Origin of the sequence: Acinetobacter sp. YH12086 (assembly GCF_013419345.1) — a bacterium.
GTDB classification, from domain to species: Bacteria; Pseudomonadota; Gammaproteobacteria; order Pseudomonadales; family Moraxellaceae; genus Acinetobacter; species Acinetobacter amyesii.
Genome location: NZ_VPAF01000002.1, coordinates 130613 through 152245, shown reverse-complemented (window position 1 = coordinate 152245; position 21633 = coordinate 130613). Strand labels below are relative to the sequence as shown.

General features: G+C 40.2%; 21 protein-coding genes and 1 pseudogene. 8 read left to right on the top strand and 14 right to left on the bottom strand.

Going from position 1 to position 21633, the window contains the following annotated elements:
- Positions 1-3 precede the first annotated feature (3 nt).
- The 5 genes from FTU29_RS03950 to apbC all read right to left on the bottom strand — a co-directional run bounded on the left by FTU29_RS03950 (position 4) and on the right by apbC (position 5620).
- Positions 4-2064 (bottom strand): hypothetical protein, encoded by a 2061-nt coding sequence (locus FTU29_RS03950; RefSeq protein ID WP_180120529.1) that lies wholly within the window; start codon positions 2062-2064, stop codon positions 4-6.
- 244 nt (positions 2065-2308) lie between these two features.
- Positions 2309-2878 carry a dCTP deaminase gene (dcd, locus tag FTU29_RS03945; RefSeq protein ID WP_005008040.1) on the bottom strand — a complete coding sequence of 190 codons (570 nt, stop codon included), beginning with the start codon at positions 2876-2878 and terminating at the stop codon, positions 2309-2311.
- A gap of 112 nt (positions 2879-2990) precedes the next feature.
- Positions 2991-3584, bottom strand: a complete 594-nt coding sequence (locus tag FTU29_RS03940; protein ID WP_180078183.1) for a LysE family translocator — start codon at positions 3582-3584, stop codon at positions 2991-2993.
- 264 nt (positions 3585-3848) lie between these two features.
- Entirely contained in the window at positions 3849-4151 is a 303-nt protein-coding gene (locus FTU29_RS03935) for a hypothetical protein (RefSeq protein WP_180120528.1), read from the bottom strand.
- Between the two features lie 200 nt (positions 4152-4351).
- The gene (gene apbC / locus FTU29_RS03930) at positions 4352-5620 is read right to left on the bottom strand and encodes an iron-sulfur cluster carrier protein ApbC (protein ID WP_180120526.1); all 1269 of its coding nucleotides are present in this window, start codon (positions 5618-5620) and stop codon (positions 4352-4354) included.
- Between the two features lie 347 nt (positions 5621-5967).
- Between apbC and FTU29_RS03925 the strand changes: the two genes are divergently transcribed.
- On the top strand, positions 5968-6306 hold the full coding sequence (locus tag FTU29_RS03925) for a hypothetical protein (protein WP_180120524.1): 339 nt from the start codon (positions 5968-5970) through the stop codon (positions 6304-6306).
- 49 nt (positions 6307-6355) lie between these two features.
- On the opposite strand, the gene FTU29_RS03920 is transcribed toward FTU29_RS03925, so the two are convergent.
- Entirely contained in the window at positions 6356-6754 is a 399-nt protein-coding gene (locus FTU29_RS03920) for a hypothetical protein (protein ID WP_078192269.1), read from the bottom strand.
- A gap of 278 nt (positions 6755-7032) precedes the next feature.
- Complete coding sequence (locus tag FTU29_RS03915) at positions 7033-7827, bottom strand: hypothetical protein (RefSeq protein WP_180120651.1); 795 nt, start codon at positions 7825-7827, stop codon at positions 7033-7035.
- A gap of 171 nt (positions 7828-7998) precedes the next feature.
- Here FTU29_RS03915 and metG point away from each other — a divergent pair, with 171 nt between their 5' ends.
- A complete protein-coding gene (gene metG / locus FTU29_RS03910) occupies positions 7999-10056 on the top strand; it encodes a methionine--tRNA ligase (RefSeq protein WP_180120522.1) in 2058 nt (685 codons plus the stop codon).
- A gap of 79 nt (positions 10057-10135) precedes the next feature.
- On the opposite strand, the gene FTU29_RS03905 is transcribed toward metG, so the two are convergent.
- From FTU29_RS03905 to FTU29_RS03895, 3 genes are all read right to left on the bottom strand, one after another.
- Positions 10136-10633 (bottom strand): hypothetical protein, encoded by a 498-nt coding sequence (locus FTU29_RS03905; RefSeq protein WP_180120515.1) that lies wholly within the window; start codon positions 10631-10633, stop codon positions 10136-10138.
- 149 nt (positions 10634-10782) lie between these two features.
- Positions 10783-11343, bottom strand: coding sequence for a hypothetical protein (locus FTU29_RS03900; protein WP_180120513.1), 561 nt, complete (start codon positions 11341-11343; stop codon positions 10783-10785).
- A 217-nt stretch (positions 11344-11560) separates the two neighbouring features.
- Positions 11561-12184: a LysE family translocator gene (locus FTU29_RS03895; RefSeq protein ID WP_078192408.1), complete on the bottom strand. Its 624-nt coding sequence runs from the start codon at positions 12182-12184 to the stop codon at positions 11561-11563.
- Positions 12185-12355: 171 nt separating this feature from the next.
- On the opposite strand from FTU29_RS03895, the gene FTU29_RS03890 reads away from it, so the two are divergent.
- Positions 12356-12814 (top strand): DIP1984 family protein, encoded by a 459-nt coding sequence (locus tag FTU29_RS03890; protein WP_180120511.1) that lies wholly within the window; start codon positions 12356-12358, stop codon positions 12812-12814.
- A 237-nt stretch (positions 12815-13051) separates the two neighbouring features.
- Here the strand turns inward: FTU29_RS03890 and FTU29_RS03885 are convergent, their stop codons facing one another.
- On the bottom strand, positions 13052-13255 hold the full coding sequence (locus tag FTU29_RS03885; protein ID WP_180064033.1) for an NF038215 family lipoprotein: 204 nt from the start codon (positions 13253-13255) through the stop codon (positions 13052-13054).
- Positions 13256-13561: 306 nt separating this feature from the next.
- On the opposite strand from FTU29_RS03885, the gene FTU29_RS03880 reads away from it, so the two are divergent.
- The 5 genes and pseudogenes from FTU29_RS03880 to FTU29_RS03860 all read left to right on the top strand — a co-directional run bounded on the left by FTU29_RS03880 (position 13562) and on the right by FTU29_RS03860 (position 19201).
- Positions 13562-14110, top strand: coding sequence for a TetR/AcrR family transcriptional regulator (locus tag FTU29_RS03880; protein ID WP_111884906.1), 549 nt, complete (start codon positions 13562-13564; stop codon positions 14108-14110).
- A 6-nt stretch (positions 14111-14116) separates the two neighbouring features.
- Positions 14117-15767: pseudogene (locus FTU29_RS03875) on the top strand (MFS transporter).
- 61 nt (positions 15768-15828) lie between these two features.
- The gene (locus FTU29_RS03870; protein WP_180120509.1) at positions 15829-16947 is read left to right on the top strand and encodes an HlyD family secretion protein; all 1119 of its coding nucleotides are present in this window, start codon (positions 15829-15831) and stop codon (positions 16945-16947) included.
- Between the two features lie 130 nt (positions 16948-17077).
- Positions 17078-17968: a 1-aminocyclopropane-1-carboxylate deaminase/D-cysteine desulfhydrase gene (locus FTU29_RS03865; protein ID WP_180120507.1), complete on the top strand. Its 891-nt coding sequence runs from the start codon at positions 17078-17080 to the stop codon at positions 17966-17968.
- Positions 17969-18001: 33 nt separating this feature from the next.
- Complete coding sequence (locus FTU29_RS03860; protein WP_180120505.1) at positions 18002-19201, top strand: NAD(P)/FAD-dependent oxidoreductase; 1200 nt, start codon at positions 18002-18004, stop codon at positions 19199-19201.
- A gap of 91 nt (positions 19202-19292) precedes the next feature.
- On the opposite strand, the gene FTU29_RS03855 is transcribed toward FTU29_RS03860, so the two are convergent.
- The 3 genes from FTU29_RS03855 to FTU29_RS03845 form a co-directional block, all read right to left on the bottom strand.
- A complete protein-coding gene (locus FTU29_RS03855) occupies positions 19293-19454 on the bottom strand; it encodes a hypothetical protein (RefSeq protein WP_162689753.1) in 162 nt (53 codons plus the stop codon).
- Between the two features lie 124 nt (positions 19455-19578).
- Entirely contained in the window at positions 19579-19761 is a 183-nt protein-coding gene (locus tag FTU29_RS03850) for a hypothetical protein (protein ID WP_180120503.1), read from the bottom strand.
- 70 nt (positions 19762-19831) lie between these two features.
- Positions 19832-21610, bottom strand: coding sequence for a mechanosensitive ion channel (locus FTU29_RS03845; RefSeq protein ID WP_180120501.1), 1779 nt, complete (start codon positions 21608-21610; stop codon positions 19832-19834).
- Positions 21611-21633: the final 23 nt, after the last annotated feature.

Sequence of the window (21633 nt, the reverse complement as noted above, 5' to 3'; positions counted from 1 at the left end):
CTCCTACAGCCCTGTTGTTCTTATTTTTAAGTGCTGAATCAATACGCCATCTATGGCAACAGATCCTAAATTCGTGCTTTGTCCATTGACACCTTTAAAGACCACACCTGTCGCCGTATCCGTACTTTTTGCATTCAGCAGATTACCAGGCAAGCGCTCTACTGTACCGATTGCAATACTACTATGTGTTGCATTACGCCCTTGATATAGTGTTGTCGCATCTGAAGAGTTTGCTTTTAACTCCGTACCACAACTATAGACGTTACAGGTTGAACCTTTAAAGTCAGCAGCGGTTAAACCCGATGTACCTGTGGTATTACCCGGGATATCCGTATAGTAGGTATAAATTTTACTGTAAATAGAAGGCACATTTGGAATACGAGTTACTTCCAGAATAATATTTCGACCTTCTGAACCCACAATAAAGGGCTGATACATATTTCCTAAAACTAAATTGATATTTGGGCTATATAAATATAGACCTTCAGTTTCATGAAAGATTGGAGCTGCAGATCGATCCATCGCTGGTGTCGCTGCAGTACCATCATCCAGTTCGGAGCGTGCAGCTGTACTGATACGCATACCGCGAGCATCCAAATCACCGTCATTGATACTCAGTGACTCAGCACGATCATTGGTATTAATACGAATTAAACTGGCTAAACCTAAAGTTTGGTTATAGTTGGTATTTGTTGATTTTAGGGTTTGAAAAATTCGAACTTGTGAACCATTAAAACTCAAACCATTCGCAACAATTTGAGTACGTAAACGATAGTCTTTATCTAAGCCACTGGTCGGCGCACCGGTAATCGGATCGACGACATTACTTGAATTTAAAGACCGTGAAAATACATCCATCCACAAACCAAGCTTGATGTTGTTAGATGCATCATCTGCCGCAATTTTCTTTAATGGTGCCTCAATCGCTAAGTAACCAACATTCCCCTTATTATCTTTCGCAAATTGTTCAACATCTTGATTCCCCGCATGGAAAAGCCATGGGTTTTCTGCTGTACCCCAATTAAATCCTTGGTCTGTATAGCGCGTTGCTAATGAACTTTTGCCATTTTTATCTTTGCTATTGGACAGGGCTAAGCCATATATAAATACATCTGCTTTCGATCTGAGACTCGATACGGTCGCAGTCGAAGCAATTTGTTTTGCTGTAATCTCAGCATTTTTCTTCACGGTTGCTAATGCTGCATCGCTTGCCTTTTGAGCTTCAAGCTTGGCATAGTCCGTTGCCAACTGATTGAGGGTTTCTGCAGCTTTGGCATTTAACTGAGCATCTTTTGTTGTATCTATAATATTTGAACGTGTTATTTTTCCTGAGACATAATTTTTATAAAAAGTCGAAGTGGTTGGCAAGTTACCCGTACTATTGTTACCATATAGTAACTCAATCATCTCATAGGTATTTTTTAAAGCGGCAGCTTGAGACTTTTCTTTTAAGAGCGGTGTAATTGATTCTTTCGTTGTGCCATCGTTTTCAAAAGATAAGCCAGCCGATGAACCATTATAATAATCTGCATAACGCTGATCGTAATATGCCTTCATCGTTGGTGATTCAAGATAAGACTGTACTAATCGGCCACGATATTCTGTTGAATATGTTGCGATGGTTTCATTGGTTACTCGTGTAGCATTATTGGTCTCATAAGTGCTTTTAGAACTTATAAAAGTTGAGTCATAAATACCGTTATAGCCCGTAACTCGGCCTTGCTGATAGGCATCAACATAAGCTGCTTTGTAGATTTTATCGTAAGCACGCTGGCCTAATTGTTCATAGTTTTCACCTGTAGGAATAATCCGAATAAAACCTGTATCGCTTTTCCCTGGATCAACCATACCTGACGCATAACTAGAAGCTGTAGAACGGTCATTTGGGCCTTGAAAGACCATTTTGAAATTTTCTAAAGTGAGTGCAACACCTTCACCCGTTGTGGCTGAAAGTGCTTCATCTGATAAATCTTGAAGCGCATAAACAGATGGTGCAGCAAACATGCTGACTGCGGCTGCTAAGCAACTCTGGCGGAATAACTTAGCCTGGGTGAATTGAGTCATCTCGACCTTCCTTTTATCAGATGCTCTGCATCTCTCTTATATTTATTCCTGAGAACTGGCTTTGATGTTATTGTCCATTTATTCCTTAAATGGAGACTTGTGATAGACCAGTCACTTAACTTTTTATTATGCTGAATAATTACTCAATTGCAAAAACTTCCCCACCGAATGGTCTATTTTCCGATGAATGACCCAACAAAAAAGCGGGCTAATTCGCCCGCTTTATTTAACTAAATCCGAAGGATTAAGCTTTCGGTAATGTCACACCAGTTTGACCTTGGTATTTACCGCCACGGTCTTTATAAGAGGTTTCACACACTTCGTCTGATTCGAAGAACAACATTTGTGCGACACCTTCACCCGCGTAAATACGTGCAGGTAAGTTGGTTGTATTCGAAAATTCTAAAGTCACGTGACCTTCCCACTCTGGTTCAAGAGGCGTCACATTGACAATAATACCGCAGCGCGCATAGGTTGATTTACCTAAACAAACGGTTAACACATTACGTGGAATACGGAAATATTCGACTGTCCGTGCTAGTGCAAACGAGTTCGGCGGAATGATACAAACGTCTGATTCGATATCAATAAAGCTTTTATCGTCAAAGTTTTTAGGGTCAACAATTGCTGAATGAACATTGGTAAAGACTTTAAATTCACGAGCACAACGCACGTCATAACCATAGCTAGACACGCCATACGAAATAAGCTTTTCGCCATTTTCATCATAACGGACTTGGTTTTCTGCATACGGTTCAATCATGCCGTGTTTTTCGCTCATTTCGCGAATCCAACGATCAGACTTAATAGCCATTTATCTCTATCCAAAAACTTAAATCAATTATTGCGTGGTACTTTAACTGAAATCCGACTTAATGAAAATAAGCTTTACCGAACTAAGCGGATTTAGTCATTTTCAAATCAATTTAGAGTTTTAAAATCGCAGAATAACTCAGTGGAATCGAAAAACTGACCAAGACCAATGACGCTGTTCGTTGTAAATTGGCTTGATTGAGCCAACTAATTTTATTCGACGCCAAAACTGAACCGAGGAAAGTCCAAAAGAATGCTATTGGAACGATCAACAGCAAGAAAATCAGCATGTGTGCTACGTAATACTGCACATTTTGCCAAGCCAATGCAGGAAAAATCGCAGATGCAAATAATAGTGCTTTAGGATTTAATAAAGTTGCAACAAACAATTCGCGTGCACGAATACCCTTTTGATTAAAATTTTCAGCAACAGTTGCTGTACGCCATAATCGCATAGCCAAAAATAGAATATAGCCGGCACTAAACAATTTCAGAATGGTCGGCAGTAAAGGGAGATGTACGGAAATTTTACCAATGAGAAAACCCCATAGGCTAATCGAAATAAGATAACCAAAAGCTTCCGCTGGAATGAGTCGGAATGATTTACGTAGCCCAACTTGAATACCCGAAGATGCGAGTAACGTATTGGTTGGTCCCGGCGTTAACAAAATACTGATAACTAGACCAATAAAAAACCATGAAATCATACTTTGACCTCAAACTTAATCCGCGAAGATTAATTCAGTTTGCTGGACTTAGCAAAAACTTATTTTACGATGATTAATGAATTTTAGTGATGACTAATTTTTATGTTTAAATATCAAAATATTAAGCAAATATTTCAGCGTATAATTTAAAAAACTACGCAGTCAAAATTCTCTAAAAATCTTATCTTTAACGCTGCTGTTTTTCATAAGGATAAAAAAAAGCCTGACCAAGGTCAGGCGCACTGTAAAATCAATGGTCAGTGATTAACCCACAATCGCTTTTTTAAAGTCTTTTGCAGTTTGTGCTTTAGCTTCAGCTGCTTTTTTCGCTTTAAGTTCTTTTGCAGTCAATTTTGATTTTTGATCACTGACTTTTTTTGCCGCTTCCGCTTCAGCTTCAGACTTTGCTTTTACCGCTTTTTGTACATCTGAATTTGCAGCGATTTTTTGTTGCGCAATTTGACCCGCAACCTGTTTCGCCGTAGGAGCCGTTGTATTTGCCATTGCAGAAGCAGCGAACACAGTTGTACTCACAGCAAGAACGATAGATTTAACTAAAGTTTTCATTTGGTTAACTCATTATTTATCAAGATAATTTAATGAGTGTGATTAAGCGCTAAAATATAGCGTTACATATGTATACAATGTAATATTGTGTAATTACAGCAACCAACTGCCTATAAAAAAATCAAAATGGGTCTTTTTAAGAAAAAAAAATCTGGCACGAGGCCAGATTTAATGCGAGCAACTTAAATTTCAGTTAACCCTTAGAAAATACGGTTTTTATCTTTTTCAGCTTGAGGCAATGCATCTGCAATTTTTTGCGCAATTGCCATATAGCTTTCAGCAGCATCATCACCAGCAATCACAGACGGTTTCCCTGCATCTGCATTTTCACGAATTTGTACGTTCAACGGTAAACGACCTAAGAGTGGAATGTCATATTGAGCTGAAAGTTGGTCACCACCACCTGTGCCAAAGATTTGCTCTTCATGCCCACAGTTTGAACAGATATGGGTCGACATATTTTCAACCACGCCCATCACGGGGATGTGTACACGGTTAAACAACTCAATACCTTTGGTTGCATCCATTAATGCAATGTTTTGTGGTGTCGTCACAATCACAGCACCTGTCACCGGTATACGTTGTGCAAGTGTCAACTGAATATCACCTGTGCCTGGTGGCATATCAATGACCAATACATCCAGATCAGGCCATAAAGTTTGGTTAAAGAGCTGCATTAACGCCCCTGTCGCTTTCGGCCCACGCCAAGCCACTGGCGTATTGTTATCCCCAGTTAAGTGACCAATTGAAAGTACAGCCATACCATATGCTTCGATAGGAACAAATTGCTCAGCTTCAATCATCGGCGTGCGGCCTGCATTGCCGAGCATCGTTGGAATACTTGGACCATAGATGTCTGCATCTAATACACCAACTTTTAAACCCAGTTGTTGTAATGCAAGCGCCAAATTCACTGTGGTGGTCGATTTACCCACACCACCTTTACCAGATGACACCAAAATGACATTTTTAATGCGTGGATGTTTCGGTACATCACGCTGTTGTGGAGCCGCTTTTTGAATCGGTGGATTATTCGGATCAACTTCGGCAGGTGCTTCAGGTGTTTTCGCAGACGCATCCACAACTGGAGGTAACTGGCTTTTTGCTGCTGAACTGTCTGCTTTTTCTTGGCTAGAACAGCTTTCACCTTCTGCATGGTGATGACCGCAACCACCCGATGTATGTCCAGTCTTTTGCTGAATCACGTGCATATTTAATTCTGTGATGCCACATTTTTCCAATGCATCGGCCAAATCATCATGGATTTTTTGTAAGTCATCGGCTTCTGAAGGAAAGGTATTAATCGTGATCTGCAAGATCTGACCTTGCACATTTACCTGTGTAATACGGTCTTTTAAAGCATTATTTGAATTGGGAAGTACATAGTTTTGTAAAACCTGTTGGATTTCCTCTTCTTTCACCTCTTGGGAGGGTGAAAACACAGATTTTAGAGAAGAAAGCCACGACATTATGTTGTCTCCAAACAGGAACATCAAAAGATAATAGCGATAGTTTACCTGTTCATCTGCCCCAGAGTAAGAGGGAGATGAATGACTTATCCCTATAAGCTTATAAAGTTGAGTAATTTAGTCAGCTTTCAAACAAGTTTTCAAGCGTGCGCCACTTAAAATGCCCGTGTAGTTGATCTATGCGGCTAAACCAAAGCCATAAAATTTTAAATTGATTACATATCAACCATACTTTTACAGCGTAATTTCAGTTTATATTTCAATCGTTTCAACAGAATAATCATAGCGATGGATGTGCAATCTAAAGGCACATTTTGTGCTTTTTAGTTTTTAAAATGGGGATGACGATGTATCAGAAGACTGTGTATAAGAAGAATATGTATAAAACGGCTTTATGTGCCTTGATGCTCCTGACTTCAGCAGCCTATGCAGAAATTGCGACTGAAGCCATTCAAACACCTGACCGACAAACTGTAGCGATTGGTGATAGCATCGATCTCATGCGCTCGCGTATGCAAGCTTCTCCGATGAAAATGGTGTCCTATCCGCTGCAAGAGAAAAATCAGCCTGCAAAATTGGCGGTAGATTACACCTATAAAATTGCCAATATGCGCTACGTAATTACCGTAGTCGATGATCAAGTCAAAAATATTAAGACTGAAAATTTGGATGGATTAAAACAATAAAACCTAAAAAAGCCGCTCTTTATAGAACGGCTTTTTTCATCAAACCTAATTAAGCTTGGTCATCTTTTTTAAACTTATGCAGTGTGTCAGTGGCTTTCTTTTTTAACTCGTCAAATTTCACTGTCGCCTGCACTTTGAGTTCATCAAATTTTTCCACAGCCTCATGTTTAAGTTCGGAAGCTTTGACTTTGGCTTCATCAAATTTATGACTCGCTTCTGCTTTTAACTGCTCTAGACGGTCTTTGGTTTCAGCATGCTGTTCTGCATGTTCATGTTTGGCGTCATTTAAGGTTTTTTCACCCTCAAGCTTGAGTTCTTCAACTTTATGCTTTGTACCATCGAGTGCTTTTTCACCTTCAAGTTGAGCCTCTTTGGCTTTGAGCTTTAGATCATCACCCAACTCTGACGCCTTATCTTTCAATTGATCAATTTTATTTTCAGTTGTCATCGTTCTCGCCTCTTCTCTGTTATTGTCTAACAATAGTTATAACGTGCTTTGACGGGATGACCTTAAAAATATGCATTTAGAAACAATTGAGCTACATGACGTTGCATTTATGCTTTTTGGCATAAGGTTAGGAGTTAAAATTGATCCGAGTTTAAATGTATTAAATCATTGAAAAATATAAAGGCTATTTTTATTGTATTGATATTCATCAATCTAAATTAAGCAAAAGGAATAACGGTAAAGCCCCTAATGACGCACTTTACCGCTACATAAAAAGATTATTTGCTGACCGTGCTCATAAAGCTTACTGCGGAAAACAGCCAAATAAATAGGATGAAACTCCGTCCCTGATTAAAATGCGCGACGTCGGTCCCATGCAAAATATTATGGCGGGTCATGGCTACAGTAGAGCTGCTATCCATTTGATAGGCTGCCAATTCGGCAAAATACGGATTCAACTCATTGGCAATTTTAGATTTGTGCCACAGGCTTTTAATTTCACTGCCTTTTAGACCGGGTACAATTTTGTAGACATCGACAAACTTGGTACCGCTCTGCTTTAAAAAGCCCGTTTGAAGCAGTACATCCGTTAAAATGCCTTCTAACTGTGCATACAAGACAGGGATACAACCGGCATGGAAATTCAGTTTATACAGTTTAAAAGCTTCAAGTAGAACCAAACGACGTTGCGCTTTATTTTCACCAATCTCTAAGGCATCAAAGGCTTTCAACATTTCAGTTTGGAAAAACTCGCTATTGATGACATTCAGAAAATCAAAGTCTGCATCATTTTCATGTTGTTGAACCAGTTGCCAAAAATACAATAAATTTAAAGCATCATTCGCTACTTTCATTTCTAGAGGCTGATCTAATTCATCGGCCAAAATATCGAAATAAGGCTCATCTTGTGCCAAATGACGCAGGGTTTTAATCAGTAAGGCATGCTCATCTGCAGAAATCTGTTCTAAATATTGCTGCGCATCTTTAATAATGTGATGCCCCAATTTATGACGCTGTTCATTTTGAGGAATACGAGTGATTGGCTGATCGTCTTCATAGTCATCTTCATACATGGGCTTCTTACTCTTAAGCATCACAGTTATGCGCTATTATCACTGTAATTGTGTCAGCAATATAGATTTTTTTACTTTTGCAAAGATTTCACCTATTCCCTTGTGCAAGTACTGGCTATCTCATGTAAAATTACAGCCCATTGCATAAATACGAATGAGAGAGTCATATCCGTGCGTAATATTTTAGTTACTAACGCCCTTCCATACGCGAATGGCCCAATTCATATGGGTCATTTACTCGGTTATATCCAAGCTGATATTTGGGTTCGTGCCATGCGTGCAATGGGTCATAACGTGACTTATGTATGTGCGGATGATGCTCACGGTACAGCGATTATGCTACGTGCGGAAGCCAATGGTATTTCGCCTGAACAGCAAATTGCCAATGTGCAAAAAGAACATGAACGTGACTTTGCTGGCTTTAGAGTTGACTTTGACCATTACGACTCAACTAATAGCCCTGAAAACCAAGCACGCGCTTCAGAGATTTACATTAAGAACCGTGAAGCGGACAACATTGCTGTACGCCCTGTGACGCAATTGTTTGACCCTGAAAAAGCAATGTTCTTGTCGGATCGTTTCATTAAAGGTACATGCCCGAAATGTAAAGCGGAAGACCAATACGGCGACTCATGTGAAGTGTGTGGTACAACATACAACGCAACTGAATTACTCAATCCAAAATCGACTTTGAGCGGTGCGACACCTGTAGAAAAATCTTCAGATCACTACTTCTTTAAACTGCCAAACTTTGGTGAATACCTGCAAAAATGGACACGAGACGAAGGCCGTCTACCTGTGTCAATTGCCAACAAACTCGATGAATGGTTTGAAGCAGGTCTGTCTGATTGGGACATCTCACGTGATGCGCCTTACTTCGGTTTTGAAATTCCAGATGCGCCAAACAAATACTTCTACGTTTGGGTTGATGCGCCAATCGGCTATATGTCGAGCTTTGAAAACTACATCAAGACCAAACGTCCTGACCTAAGCTTTGACGATTACTGGAAAAAAGATTCGAAAAATGAAGTCTATCACTTCATTGGTAAAGACATCGTTTACTTCCACGCGTTGTTCTGGCCTGCAATGCTTGAAGGTGCAAACTACCGTACCCCAACAAGCTTATTCGTAAATGGTTTCTTGACTGTAAATGGTCAAAAAATGTCTAAATCTCGCGGTACGTTCATTAAAGCGGAAACATATTTAGAGCATTTAAACCCTGAATATTTACGTTACTACTTTGCATCTAAGCTTTCTGACAAAGTTGAAGATTCTGACTTGAACCTTGATGATTTCGTTCAGAAAGTAAACTCTGACTTAGTGGGTAAAGTGGTCAACATCGCAAGTCGTTGTGCGAAATTCATCAATACTAAATTTGATAACAAACTTTCTGCAACGTGTGCAGAGCCTGAATTGGTACAAAGCTTTATTGATGCAGGCGCTTCAATCGCTGCTCAATATGAAGCACGTGAGTTCTCTGCAGCCATCCGTGAAATCATGGCGCTTGCTGACAAAGCCAACCAATATATCGACGAGAAAAAGCCTTGGGCTTTAGCGAAAATTGAAGGTGAAGAACAACAAGTACATGACGTGTGTTCTGTCGGCATCAACTTGTTCCGTCAATTGGCTGTTTACCTTGCACCAGTACTTCCTACCTTGGCAGCTGAAGTTCAAAGCTTCTTAAAATTAGAATCTTTCGACTTTGCGTCTGGTAAAACGATTTTGGTGGATCATGAAATTGCTCAATTCCAACCATTGATGCAACGTGTGGACCCGAAAGCGGTTGCTGCTATGGTTGATGCGTCTAAAGACTCTTTAGCTGCCCCTGCGGAAGCACCTAAAGCTGAGAAGAAAAAAGAGAAGAAAGCTGAAAAGAAACCTGAGCTTAAAGTTGGCGAAGCTGAAATCATCGGTATCGAAGACTTTATGAAAGTTGACTTGCGTGTGGCTGAAGTTTTAGAAGCAGCTCATGTTGAAGGTTCAGACAAACTGCTTCAATTGACTTTAAATGTCGGCGAAGCTGAGCCACGTAACGTGTTTAGCGGTATTCGTGAGTTCTACCAACCTGAAGACTTAAAAGGTAAACTGGTGGTGATGGTGGCTAACCTTGCACCACGTAAGATGCGTTTTGGTATTTCTAACGGTATGGTATTAGCTGCAGGTAATGGCGATGGTGTGTGGGTGATTTCACCTGAATCTGGTGCTAAACCGGGTGATAAAGTGTCTTGAGATTTAAATCTTAGATAAGAAAAAGCCTCTACGTTGTAGGGGCTTTTTCTTATTAAACTTAAATATAATCTATATTATTTTAGCGTATTATTTTTCCATTTTCTTTAAGTACTTGACCGTCATAAATATAGGTAATTTTATGCTTTGCACCTGCAATTTGTTGAGCTTCATTGTCAGGTACACCCATAAAATCAGGCATTTTCACTACAATTTTACTGGCCGAAGCATTGACTTTAATTAAATCAGAACATGATCCAAAGGCAGGTGAAACTGTCAATTTCTTAGTTGAAGAAATTTTTACGAAATACAATGTAACAGGGCAACCGCTTCCACCAATCTCCTCAACAAGTAGGATATCATCACTATTTAACTGGTATATCCCTCTAACATCTAAACTAGTATTTCCTTCTACCATAGGGTTAACCAGTTTGTTATTAAAATACAACGCACCACGTGGATAATCATCTGATTCTTTTATTTGAAACTTACCATAACGTGTTTTATGAAAATGCTCATGTGCGTATGCTTGACATGCAAATCCACTTAGTAAACTTAAGAATAAAGCTTTATAAATCATTATTAGTACTCTTGAACTTCTACGATACAATATTATTTTACTGACATTTCTTGAATATTAATGCTAAATATTAAAAAAAGGATCATGTCATTACTATTCTCTTTTAAACTTAGAATTAAAATATAATCAGGTTAGCCCTTATTATCCCCCTATGTCACTAAAGTTACCTTTGGTTTCTCACTACACGGATTCATAATTTTAATTTCTTTATAGTAACTCTCATCATCTTCGATTAATTCATAATTAAAATGAAAAGAACCATCTTCCTCAAATCTATAATGTGTTGCAAGCCTAGTAAAATCTTCTAAACCTTTTGTTTTATGACTTATAACAAAATACGTTTTTAAACTCGGTATTCGGTAAAATTTAATCTCGTACTGGCCTTTTTTAACTTTTTCATGGGTAATGAAACATTTGTTTTTATTATCTACCATTAAAGCTTCAAAAAAATCTTGCTTATGATTTGATTCATTATAGACCATAAGTAAGTGTGGAATATTTGTCGCACCAATTTTAAACCCAATCAGATCAGGACTAAACTGATAAGCAATTGCAGTTTTACTCCATTCGCTTATCAATTTCTCAGTTTTATTCTGATAGGTTTTAATATAGTCACATTGATAAGTTTTATCATTACAATTTGTTTGAATAATTTTAACATCTCCGGCCTGTGCCAATACTGTTGGCTTTGAATAGACAATACAGCTCAAAAATATAATTCCCATAAATATTATTGATTTTATTATCATTTTAAACTTTACCTATATTTTAATAAGATTTATTTTTTGTTTTAACAAATGAAATTTACATAAAGACCTATTTAATTTGCTCAAATAAAAACCATCTTAAACAGTGAGCAACTTTTAAGAATTCTACATGAGTCCTAAACTATATAGGATTTTTAAAAAACATACTTGCTTATTATAATTACTTCATCCCAAAAATCAGCTTTAACCCAAGCACTGTCATCACTGCCCCAGCTGCCCGATCAAAACCCGCTTTAAACTTCAAATAGACTTTACGTGGTTTTTCTGCCGATAAAGCCACAGCGACCAATGAGCACCACCCTGCATCGATAAAGAAACACAAAACTGGCAGTACAAAGTAAAAATACGTCGGAATGTCTTTCGGTAAAAGTGCCGTAAAAATACTGGCTAACACAATTGCAATTTTCGGATTCGACAACTGGGTAATTAAACCAGTCGTAAAGGCACGACGGAGTGACATCTGCGAGCTGCTGGCATCACCAGCTTCAATCGGTTCTTTGGCATGTTTTATAATTTTAAATGCCATCCAAAGCAGGTATAAACCACCACAAATTTTTAAAGCCAAATATGCAGAAGGTACAGCCAATAAAAATGCCTGCAAACCCAATACCGCTAAAAGCCCAAATATTGCAGCGCCCAAACCTGTACCAAGTGCGGTAAATAAACCGTGTTTACGTGAAATTGCAATGGAATTCTTCGCCACATAAATTGACGTTGGCCCTGGGCTCATTGCACCAAGTAATAGTGCTGCCGCAATCGAGCCTAATATCCAAAATGATTCCACTATCACACCGTTTTCACTTAAATTCGTGGCAATTTTACAGATAGAATCTCTGAATTTCTCCCTATAATTTGCAGTGTTTATTTTAATTGACCAAATTTTTCACTATAAATAACTTGAATACTGCATTAATCCATCGCATGATCGCTAAAAGTACAAATTAATATCAAGACAATGAAATTAGCCGAAGCCCTACTTTTACGCAGTGACTTACAAACAAAATTGGCTTCACTGCAACAACGAATCAATAACAACGTGCTCATTCAAGAAGGTGATGCACCTAGCGAAGAACCGAATGCTTTAATTCAAGAAGCATTTGCCGTAAATACAGAACTTTATGGTTTAATTGAAAAGATTCACGCCACCAATGCACGGGCTAAAACCAGTTCTGGACGCTCCATGCTTTCAGTGCTCAATGAACGTGATTTATTGACCCAGCAGCATCGAATCTTGCAACAAGCAATTGACAGCTCACGCCGTGAAAATGGTCGTTATAGCTCAAGTGAAATCCGTTGGATTAAAACCATTGCCGTGGCAGATTTACAGAAACAGGCCGATAGCATTAGTCAGCAACTTAGACAAAATAACTTAGAAATTCAGGCATCCAATTGGCAAATAGACCTGATAGATTGACCTGATTTAAGCATTTGAACCACGGTTCATTCCAGTTCGGGCATACTGGGCGAGTACAGAGCCTTTTTAAATGTTTGTAAGGCTTTAATCCAACAAACTAAACTGCAGAAGTAAGACGTCTACTTCAAAATGTTCACACATCTGACGTAGCACACTGCATCTGTGACTCTTTACATGTCACGTCTCACTACCGTGTACTGACAGTATGTCCACCTAATTTTTTTACAGATCCATCTGCTAATCGTCATCTGCAGCGGCTTCATTGAATGCAACATCTTCACGGGGCAATTTATAGTCATGGTCATTTACAGGGACACCACCAATAATCATGGTGCGATGTTCATTTTGAGGACGATGCAATTCGTCAGTCGTATCACAACCAACCATCCAAAAACTGCACAGGCACAGCATAGGCAACACAGCCCGACTTAATTTGCTCATTGGATGCCCTCCATTTTTATAATTATCTTGTTTATAAATTCAGCATAGCATTTTTGTGCAGATATTCACCTTATTTATCTGCCGATTTAGGGTCAATTGTCAGGAATTATGTCTCGACTGTCTTACGAATGCGGATGTAGATTGATGATGATAAGAAAATATTTCTTTTAACAATAAATAATTTATTCATTTTATTAAAACTACATAGACGACAAGTTACAAAAATGCTATCGAATACGATTTTACTTCGGACACTTTTGTCCGTTTAATATCTAGATAAATTTAAAATGATGCTTTCAAAGAATAATGTCCACACGTCAACAACTCGCTGCACAAAATCGTGAAATCCTTTTAGAAGCTGCGATTGAGGTATTCCGTATTCACGGAATCAATGCGCCTCTACAACTCATCATGGATCAAGCTCAAGTTGGACGTGCGACGTTTTATCGTAATTTTAATGACCGTCGTGAGTTAGTACTCGCCTTAATGCAAGCTGCCTTGAACCGACTTGAACAGCGTGCGCTTAATTATGCACAGTTCGATGATGGATTTATTCGCCTCATTCAAGACCATATTTATAATATTCCCTATCTCACAGCCCTAATGGAATATTGGCGTGTGATTGATCGGGATGATCCTGCCATGGTTGAAATATACCAACGACGTGATGCAATTTTGCAACCGATGATTAATCAGGCCATTCAAAATGGTCGCTGCCGAGCAGACTTTAAACCGGCGGACTATGCCATGGTCACCTCCATTTTGCGTGCAGCTTTGCAAGGCCATACCGAAGCAGATCAGGAAAAACTCGCCAAACGTGCCGTGGAATTTTTACTACATGGTATTTGCGGGTAACACGTCATGTCCAAATCACCGCGTTTATTAGAACCTGCTCCGGATTGGACACCCGAAGAAAAACCGACTTTGCCCGGATCTCCCGCTGCCATTGCACATCCCACCTATAAGCGTTTTTTATACTTCTTTATCGGTTTATTTGTTGCGATCTCGGGGGAGTTTAAGTAATGGATTTATCACGGCAAATCTTCCCCTTCTACAAGGTGAATATGGCTTAACGCCTTCAGAAGCGGCATGGATTCCTGCGGCATTTGTTATGGCAAATGTCAGCTCTAACCTGATCTTATTTAAAGCCCGTCAACAATATGGACTTAGGCTATTTTCAGAAATTGGTTTGGTTTTATTTATCGCGGTGATGCTGCTGCATTTATTCGTCCATACCTATGAAATGGCAATTTTTGCACGGGTGATTAGCGGCTTACTTGCAGCTCCACTCAGTTCGCTTGGGATGTATTACATCATGCAAGCGTTTAAACGTGCTCATTTTGGTCGTGGACTTTATCTAGCTTTGGGCTTTCAGCAGTTGGGGATTCCACTGGCATGGATCATGTCGCCCTATCTGGTCGATGTAAATGATTGGTCTATTTTCTATACCTTTGAATTAGGTTTAGCCTTATGTTGTTTGGCGATGGTGGTCTCTCTAAAACTGCCACGAAGCCTACGTATCGAAGTGTTTGAAAAGCAAGATTTATTCACCTTTGCATTATTGGCACCCGGCTTTGCGTTGCTATGTATCGTGTTGACTCAAGGCCCGATTCTTTGGTGGTTTGAAGCTGAATGGTTGGCTTATTTACTCATCGCCGCTTTGATTCTTTTAGTCGTCGGCCTGACCTATGAACATTTTCGGGTCAACCCCCTGATTGTCACACGCTGGCTCGGAACATCGTCTACCGTAAGTTTTATTATCGGTGCCTTTGCCATTCGCTTCCTCATGTCAGAACAAAGCTATGCGGCCGTGAATTTTTTGAAAACCATGGGCATGGGACCCGACCAATTCGTTTCTTTTTATACCGTTGTGCTGATCGGAATTGTCTTAGGCACAGTGTTTAGTGCCCTGACCTTTTCCAAAGAAAAAATCGTACTTCATCTACTTGGTGCAGCAGGTCTCGTGCTCTTCGCCTGTGCACTGGATTACCACCTGACCAGTGATGTACGACCACATGATTTTTATTGGAGTCAGTTTTTGGTGGGCTTTGCCAGTGGCATGTTTATTGGCCCACTTTTGCTTACAGGCATTGTCAGTGCTTTGCAAAAAGGCCCATCTCACATGGTGACGTTTATCGTGCTGTTTTCTGCAACGCAAACCTTTGGGGGATTGGTCGGATCCTCGTTCTTTTCGACCTACCAGCAAATGCGTACCCAAACCTATCAGGCACAGATTTATAATGATTTATCGCAAACCTCACCTGTAGTGGAACAGCGCCTACAACAATTGGCTCAAATTGCGCATCAATATTCTTTAGACCCCAATTTAGACCAACAACAAGCCATACGTAGCCTTAATCAAACCATCACTCGAGAAGCCCAAGTTCGAGCCTATAACGATGTGATTTTTTTAAATGGCATATTCGCCGTTTTATTGTTGCTTTGGGGTTTATTGCTGATGGGCAAAAATAAATATCAATTACGCCAACAGCAACGCACGGATAGTAGTTAGATTTCTTCGATTTACACAACATAAGCCACAGCCAAATGACCTAATTGATATTGAGAACAACATGACAGAAGACCATAAACCCACTGAGCAAGCAGCACCGCAGCAACCACAAACAGAAGCTACTATGCCTACACCATCGAGCAAGCTTATTTCTACGCCGCAGCGTACCCTGATTTTCATGTTGATTATCCTCTTGTTGGGGATTGCGCTGATCTTATGGGCGTGGCGAATTGGTCCATTTCATAACAGTATCGAGTCGACTGAAAATAGCTATGTCAAAGGCAAAACCACGGTGCTTTCATCACAAATTAATGGTTATGTGAAAGATGTTTTGGTGACGGATTTCGATCATGTGAAAAAAGGTCAAGTGCTTATGCATATCGATGCAACGACCTATGATCAAAAAGTCACACAGGCTGAATCTGGGGTGGAACAAGCACAGAACTCACTTGCCAATCAAAGCCAGGCCATTGAACAACGCAGAGCAGATATTACGGCAGCCGAAGCGAAAGTGGACCAATCACGTGCGGCCTATGAATTAGCTCTTGCACAAATGACGCGCTACCAACAACTCGGCAATACTGGCGCTGCATCGAAATCAGAACAAGATAAAGCCACTGCAGACGCTAAAAATAGTTTGGCTCAACTTCATCAAGCAGAAGCCAATTTACTAGTTGCCAAAGAATCATTCAAAACTGCACAAGTTGCAGCGACAGGGCTTAAAGCGCAAGTGAATAGTGCCAAAGCACAATTTGATCAGGCAGTGACCACTAAAGACTACAGCACGATTGTGGCACCTATGGATGGCCAACTTGGCGAAGTCAGCCCGCGTATTGGTCAATATGTTGCGGCAGGCTCTCAACTGATGTATTTAATTCCACAGCAGCGCTGGGTGACAGCTAACTTTAAAGAAACGCAAATTGCAGATATGCATATTGGTCAAAAAGCTTGGTTCAGCGTCGATGGTATGAAACATCAAAAATTTTACGGCAAAGTTGAGCAAATCTCCCCTGCGGCTGGTTCTGAATTTAGTGTATTGAAACCTGACAATGCCACAGGAAATTTCACTAAAGTCGTGCAACGCATTGCCGTGAAAATTGCGATTGATCCCAATCAACAAGGTTTGGAAAACTTAAGACCCGGTATGTCTGTCGTCACCTCTGTTGATGTTGCTAGTTAGCGGATGCTGGTAGTGAAGTGCATTAAGTAAAGTTGAGCTGAACAAGATGTAAAGGATTTCATCTTCCGCACCTACCGTTTTACAATGCCTACCTATTTGACCTCTAACCACCAAGATAACGATTACCAACATGTTTGAATCTATCGCCCACGCCATTCCTGAGCAGACTATTCAATATCAAGGGGTTGATTTGTGTATTAAGCGTTTGGACTTGGTTCACCCACAAATATCGGGCAATAAATTTTATAAACTTAAATATAATTTTATTGAGGCGCAGAAATTAGGCTTTAAACAGGTGCTTAGCTTTGGCGGCGCTTATTCAAATCACATTGCAGCCACTGCATATGCTGCATATTTATTTGGTTTCGGCAGTCTAGGCATCATCCGTGGGGAAGAATTACAACATCAAGCCCGAAATCCGACTTTAGCCACCGCCGAACAGTTTGGTATGCAGCTCAGTTTTGTCACACGCCAACAGTATCGAGAACAGAAACAAGCAGACGCTTTAGCGCAATTACGACAGCAATATCCCGAACATTATGTCATTCCTGAAGGTGGAACCAATGCATTGGCTATCCGTGGCTGTACGGAAATCTTAAGCCATGAAAATCAACAAAATTTTGATCTCATCTGCTGTGCCGTCGGTACAGGTGGAACCATAACGGGCTTGATCGAAGCCAGTGCGGAACATCAACATGTTCTTGGTTTTTCTGCGCTCAAAGGCAATTTTCTTTGCGACGATGTTGCTCAGTTGACACAGAAAACCAATTGGAGCATCAGTGATGAATTTTGCTGTGGTGGCTATGCCAAAACAACGCCGGAACTTTTACAGTTTATGCAGGACTTTGAACAACGCTATGCGATCCCATTAGAACAGGTTTATACGGCTAAAATGCTGCGAGGTATTTTCAGCATGATTGAGCGGGGTCAGATTAAAAACCATCAGCGTGTTTTAGTGATCCATACTGGTGGCCTACAAGGTCGCTTGAAAGGTTCAACCAAAGCGCTAAAAAGCGTATAATCCTGCGTCCTTTCTTCCACGCGGAAACTTACCATGTCGCAAAATCAATATGATGTCCTTGTTTTAGGTGCTGGTGCATCAGGCTTAATGACGGCATATAAAGCGGCGCAGCGTGGACGCAAAGTTTTGGTGATTGAAAAAGCTAATAAAGTTGGCAAAAAGATCCTAATGTCTGGCGGCGGTAAATGTAATTTCACCAATTTGTATGTCGAACCAGAAAATTATATTTCACATAATCCACACTTTGTTATTTCGGCATTAACTCGCTATACCAACTGGGACTTCATTGGTATGGTCTGCGAATATGGCATTGAGTACGAAGAGCGCAAACATGGGCAGTTATTTACCCAAAATGGTGCAAAAGAAATTCTCGCCATGCTATTGGCAGAATGTGACAAAACGGGCTTGGTGGATATTAAAACCAACTGTGAAGTAAAAGCAGTCAATGCCTTGCCTGAACAAGGCTTTCAAGTGGCAACCAATCTAGGCTTTTTTGAAGCAGAATCCGTGGTTATTGCCAGTGGCGGTCTTTCTATTCCTACTTTAGGTGGTTCAGGAATTGGCTATGAGATTGCCAAACAATTTGGTCATTCTGTCTACCCAACTCGCGCTGGCCTAGTACCCTTCACTTTCTCCGATAGTTTTAAAGAAGTCACCACACGCTTGAGCGGCAATGCTGTTGAAGCGACGTTATCGAATGAGTTAAATAGTTTTACTGAGGCTTTACTCTTTACTCACCGTGGTTTAAGTGGCCCAAGCTCATTGCAGCTTTCAAACTACTGGGATGTCGGTCAACGTTTTAATATCAATTTCCTTCCAGCTTTAGATGTTTTAGATTTCCTCAAATCTAAAAAATCCAGTCAACCAAAAGTGTTACTGCGCACATTGTTCAATGAACACTTACCGAAAAGCGTGGTTGTGGAATTACAAAATCTGATTTGGCCTGAACAAGCTGAATTAGCCATTGGCAATATCAGTGATGAAAAACTAGAACTCATTGCAAGCCGTTTAGAAAGCTTTGAAGTAAAACCATCAGGCACTGAAGGTTACCGTACTGCTGAGGTTACACTCGGTGGTGTGGATACCACTGAAGTCTCATCAAAAACCATGGAAAGTAAAAAACAGAAAGGTTTGTACTTTATTGGCGAAGTACTTGATGTAACAGGTCATTTAGGTGGATACAACTTCCAATGGGCATGGGCTTCTGCGCATGCAGCTTCCGAATACGTCTGATCTCGACAAGAATTAATTAAACATAACCTGCAGATGATCTCTGCATAAAAAAGGGCTGATTCATTCAGCCCTTTTTCTTATCCGATCTGATTTATTCAAGATAGTCGGTTTTAAATAATGATACTGACGACGTCGAAGTTCGTTGAATTGTCAGATCCATTTTTTCAACGGCAACTGAAATATGTTGTGGTTGCACGCTTGCGGTTTGTTTGAGTGTCGATACTAAAGTATTGAGCATTGAAATTACCCCCATTTTGCCATTCCTTTGCACAGATCATAAGTGTCATTCATGACAGCAATATGAATCCTAAGTTTTTATATTTTAAGTAATATTCCATATATCACTATTACTTAAAATACCAATTTTCGGGTAAATTTCAATCATTATTTTTGGACTGATTGGTATCTTTATTTTCACTGTTTAGCGGTGATTGTTCTGTCTGCTCAAAATCAGTGCGTTTTGATTTTGCAAAAATAAAGCGTCGTGCACTCGCCAAAAAACCAACTGTGATCCCTGCAATAATCACTGGGGCTAAAAATTTATTCGGTGCTTTTGCCATACAAATATTCCTTATAAATCATTAAAATCGACCACATAAACGTGGCCGATTTTTTTAAAGACAGAATAGTTTAATTTGGATCATCTGGTTTTGGCGGGGTTAAAGGTGCCGAAGGTGCATCGACCTCTTTTTCAGCCTCACCAGTTGAACCAAATGGATTATTTTGTGGTTGATCACTTGGGTTTACATCCAACTGATCTGGCGTGGCCGTTTCTTTTTCACTGACACCGGGAGCAGCCTGTTGAATGTTTGGATAGCCATCATCGGTTTTCACTTCAGAAGTCATCACAGATGTTGATGGCGTTGGACTCGCTACAGACGATGTAGGTGTATTAAAGGTGGTTTTCGCCTTTGCCTGCTCCTGTACTGGATTCGGTTCATTGGCTTCGCGTTTCGCTTTATCGATAAGATCTGATAACAATCGTTCCGCCGGATTGCGACCACCTAAACCAAAGGCCAAAGCGAAAGCAACTGCAACCGCACCGAGGGTTAAACCAAAGGCCAAATTCACGATCGAGTCAGCAATACCCATGGCACGCAAGCCCATGGCTACAACCAAGCCCATAATCAGCACACGGACCAAATTACCTAACCAACGTGAACTGTTATATTCCCCTCGTTGCACCACATTTGCCACAATATTGGCAAGCCAGAAACCCACCACCAAGATTACAGCACCAAGTAAAATACTTGCACCGAACTGGATAAACATAGCAATAAGGGCACTGATTTGCTCAAAGCCTAAACGGTTAGCAGCTTCAGATACCGCAAATAACATGGTGAAAAATACAATGAGGCAACCGACAACATCCGACACTTTGGTTTTGCCCAAAAAGCGTTGAATGTCTAATTTTTCTGGCACAGTATCAACACCTGTACCCGAGATCACATCCACCACTAGACGCGCTACAAAGCGTGACACCACATAGGCCAAGATTAAGATTAAACCTGCGGCAATGATGTTCGGTATCGCATACATGATCTCATGTAACATGGCTGTTGCAGGCTGAGAAATCGCCTCGATACCAAGTGCTTCGAAAGCCACAATTAATGCAGTGATAATGACTATAGCAAAGACAAAATTACCCAAAACTTGAGCAAGTTTTGCGTTTTTAAACATGCCCACTTTTTCGACTTGCTGCTGCAGACTTAAACTGTTCACCAAGCCTTCCACGATGCCTCGTACAATCTTCGCTAAGATAAAACCCACAAAGACGATGACACCAGCAATAAAGATATTGGGAAGATAAGAAACAACTTCAGTGACCATATTTTGGATTGGGAACAAGAGACCGTTCAAACCCAATATCGATAAAACAATCGGTAGGAAAAGTAACAAAATCAGCCAATATACAATTTCACTAATATTTTGACTGATTGGACTGACGCCAACCTCAGAACTAAGTTTTTCATCGAGTTGGGTTTTATCAAGCAGTTTCTTTGAACCGACTTTGACCAAACTCGCCACGATCCAACCAATAAAACCTACAGCTACCGCAGCCAAGAGCTGTGGAATAAATAACAAGAACTGCTGAATCATGTTACTGAATGGGCCACTGACACTGGTCAAATTCAGCACATTGAGCGCACCAATGACGGCAATGATCAAAATAATCCAGAACACAACTCTGGAGACTATATTTTCAACATTGGAACGGTGCCCAGTTGCATTTGAAAGTTTTTGATTTGTACCTAATTTTTGCAGAACTTTTTTGACGCCAGCAGCAACCAATAAAGCAATGACCCAACCTATCAGTAGAATTGCTACTGCACTTAAAATGGGGTGAAACTGTTCCCAATAATACATGGCATCAAAACGGCCACGCGGACCACCCAGATAATCATTCATACGTTCGCCCTCATTGTTATACA

Excerpts from the sequence above, each read along its gene's own strand:
- FTU29_RS03950 (WP_180120529.1), bottom strand. The coding sequence starts at position 2,064 with ATGACTCAATTCACCCAGGCTAAGTTATTCCGCCAGAGTTGCTTAGCA.
- dcd (WP_005008040.1), bottom strand. The coding sequence starts at position 2,878 with ATGGCTATTAAGTCTGATCGTTGGATTCGCGAAATGAGCGAAAAACAC.
- FTU29_RS03940 (WP_180078183.1), bottom strand. The coding sequence starts at position 3,584 with ATGATTTCATGGTTTTTTATTGGTCTAGTTATCAGTATTTTGTTAACG.
- FTU29_RS03935 (WP_180120528.1), bottom strand. The coding sequence starts at position 4,151 with ATGAAAACTTTAGTTAAATCTATCGTTCTTGCTGTGAGTACAACTGTG.
- apbC (WP_180120526.1), bottom strand. The coding sequence starts at position 5,620 with ATGTCGTGGCTTTCTTCTCTAAAATCTGTGTTTTCACCCTCCCAAGAG.
- FTU29_RS03925 (WP_180120524.1), top strand. The coding sequence starts at position 5,968 with ATGTATCAGAAGACTGTGTATAAGAAGAATATGTATAAAACGGCTTTA.
- FTU29_RS03920 (WP_078192269.1), bottom strand. The coding sequence starts at position 6,754 with ATGACAACTGAAAATAAAATTGATCAATTGAAAGATAAGGCGTCAGAG.
- FTU29_RS03915 (WP_180120651.1), bottom strand. The coding sequence starts at position 7,827 with ATGTATGAAGATGACTATGAAGACGATCAGCCAATCACTCGTATTCCT.
- FTU29_RS03905 (WP_180120515.1), bottom strand. The coding sequence starts at position 10,633 with ATGATTTATAAAGCTTTATTCTTAAGTTTACTAAGTGGATTTGCATGT.
- FTU29_RS03890 (WP_180120511.1), top strand. The coding sequence starts at position 12,356 with ATGAAATTAGCCGAAGCCCTACTTTTACGCAGTGACTTACAAACAAAA.
- FTU29_RS03885 (WP_180064033.1), bottom strand. The coding sequence starts at position 13,255 with ATGAGCAAATTAAGTCGGGCTGTGTTGCCTATGCTGTGCCTGTGCAGT.
- FTU29_RS03880 (WP_111884906.1), top strand. The coding sequence starts at position 13,562 with ATGTCCACACGTCAACAACTCGCTGCACAAAATCGTGAAATCCTTTTA.
- FTU29_RS03870 (WP_180120509.1), top strand. The coding sequence starts at position 15,829 with ATGACAGAAGACCATAAACCCACTGAGCAAGCAGCACCGCAGCAACCA.
- FTU29_RS03865 (WP_180120507.1), top strand. The coding sequence starts at position 17,078 with ATGTTTGAATCTATCGCCCACGCCATTCCTGAGCAGACTATTCAATAT.
- FTU29_RS03860 (WP_180120505.1), top strand. The coding sequence starts at position 18,002 with ATGTCGCAAAATCAATATGATGTCCTTGTTTTAGGTGCTGGTGCATCA.
- FTU29_RS03855 (WP_162689753.1), bottom strand. The coding sequence starts at position 19,454 with ATGGGGGTAATTTCAATGCTCAATACTTTAGTATCGACACTCAAACAA.
- FTU29_RS03850 (WP_180120503.1), bottom strand. The coding sequence starts at position 19,761 with ATGGCAAAAGCACCGAATAAATTTTTAGCCCCAGTGATTATTGCAGGG.
- FTU29_RS03845 (WP_180120501.1), bottom strand. The coding sequence starts at position 21,610 with ATGAATGATTATCTGGGTGGTCCGCGTGGCCGTTTTGATGCCATGTAT.